At 59.7% G+C, this 1967-nt stretch carries 1 protein-coding gene and 1 pseudogene; one reads left to right on the forward strand and one right to left on the reverse strand.

The window, feature by feature from the left end:
* Positions 1–328: pseudogene (locus CKO31_RS25645) on the reverse strand (aminotransferase); the annotation flags it as partial.
* Positions 329–1291: 963 nt separating this feature from the next.
* On the opposite strand from CKO31_RS25645, the gene CKO31_RS25650 reads away from it, so the two are divergent.
* Positions 1292–1967, forward strand: a 676-nt coding sequence (locus CKO31_RS25650; RefSeq protein WP_200243643.1) for a glyceraldehyde 3-phosphate dehydrogenase NAD-binding domain-containing protein, incomplete at its 3' end; no start/stop codon positions are given.

Consider the following 1967-nt stretch of genomic DNA (forward strand, 5'->3'; position numbering starts at 1 on the left):
CGGTGTACAGGTTCATCAAAATCGCGATGGCGTTCATCACACCGCGGCTGAATCGGACCTGCGTCTCGTCGATTGCCCAGCCGTGCCGCTCACGGTACCACTGTAGAATCGCGTCGGTCAGGCTTGGGGGTCTAACCTCATAACCGTAGATACCCGCGGTTGCGCGTTGAACAAGGCTGTCAGTCACGATCTGCGGCGCGCGGAACTCCATGTCGGCGACCCAAAACGGTAGCAGGTCGGTCCGGCCGAAATAGCGCTCCAGGCTGGTTTTGTCCCATTTCTGGGAAGCGGTCTGCGACCGATCGTGTACGATATCGAAGTCTGTCATCGTATGAGGTCTCCAGGAGCGTGCCCGTTACGATCTCTCAATGTCGTTAAGCACGAAATGGCTTTGTTGGCTGCTGCCCACGCCGAGGGCGCCGATGCCTCGCCACCGGTCCGCGTATGACGCGCGCTCCGTGGCGCTGGCAAAGGTCGATCAGCGTGGCTGCCAGCGGTGGGAGTGCCCGGGAACCAGGGTAGCATGAGCTGAATCGGTCGTCGCGCAGGCCGCGTATCTGCGTCCGAAGCACCATCGGCATAGCCCGCGGTCTACGTGCGACGGCATGGGGTCGTCAGGCGAGGTTGATTGAGCGGCATTCTTGGGGCGGCGCTAGCGGGAGCGGCTCCTGCCGCATCACCGACGCCGACATCGTCGATGGGTTGAGGCAAGGCTCCGAGCAGCGCCGAGCCAATTCCGAAAAGTCGTCCGCAAGGGGTGATGCGGTATTGTGAATCGAGCCTCGGCGGCTAGCCGGCATCTCCGCGCTGCATCACGACGCGGGGTGCGGGGCCGAGATCTCTTATTAGCTTGGCGTAATATTCTAGGGTACTGATGGGCGGGCGCCGATCCCGGGCGTGGGCTCAGGGCCATCCGACCCGGAGATTTCGCCCACGTCGTTGCCAGACGACGGAGACCTCTTCGACGCCATGATCGTCATGGTTGTCGTGGTTGTCGTGGTCGCTTGACCGAAGTGATGCGCCAAGCGTATCGTCTTGGCGGTGTCCTGGCTGGATCCTGCTCGGTTTTCGGGTCGGGATTGCAATGTTTATTGCAAACCGCAGATGGTAATCGCCACTTTCGGGTAGGCGGACGAGCTGACGTATTCAACGCGGATGGCAGCGTCCGGAACGCGAAGCGCGTACTACTCAGTTCAGGGGTCGACACCTGACCCGGAAAATGTTGGGCGGTCACTCGAACAAAGTCGGCGGTGTTGAAAAGCGAGCTCCACTGCGTCCTACAGGGTCTATCATGAGTCTTCGGATCGGCATTAATGGTTTCGGGCGCATGGGGCGGCTCGGCTTGCGCGCGGGCTGGCCTATGGGCGTCTTCGATTTCGTGCATGTCAACGAGATGAGTTGCGACGCAGCGTGCTCGGCGCACCTGCTCCAGTTTGACTCGGTCCATGGCACCTGGGACGTGTCTTGCAGTGGTGAGGGTCACCACCTGCAGGTTGGAGACAAACGCATCGGCTATAGCACGAGCTCGGCCTTGTCGGACACGGATTGGTCCGAATGCGACATCGTGATCGAGGCGACCGGCAAACATCACAAGAAGCCCGAGTCTTTGCAGGAATACCTCCGACAGGGCGTGCAGAAGGTGCTGGTCGCTGCGCCGACAGAAGGAGCACTCAATATCGTCTACGGGATCAATGAGGATGTTTACGACCCTGTTAAACATCAAGTGGTGACAGCGGCGTCCTGTACGACAAACTGCTTGGCTCCAGTTGTCAAGGTAATCCATGAAAGGTTCGGCATCGTCCATGGCACGATGACGACGATTCACGACATCACCAACACCCAAACCATTGTCGATAAAGGTCATAAGGATCTGCGTCGGGCGCGCGCATGCGGTCACTCGTTGATTCCGACCACGACTGGATCAGCCAAGGCGATCACCAAGATCTTCCCCGAGTTGGAGGGAAAGC

This window comes from Thiohalocapsa halophila, from assembly GCF_016583825.1.
In the GTDB taxonomy this organism is placed as follows: domain Bacteria; phylum Pseudomonadota; class Gammaproteobacteria; order Chromatiales; family Chromatiaceae; genus Thiohalocapsa; species Thiohalocapsa halophila.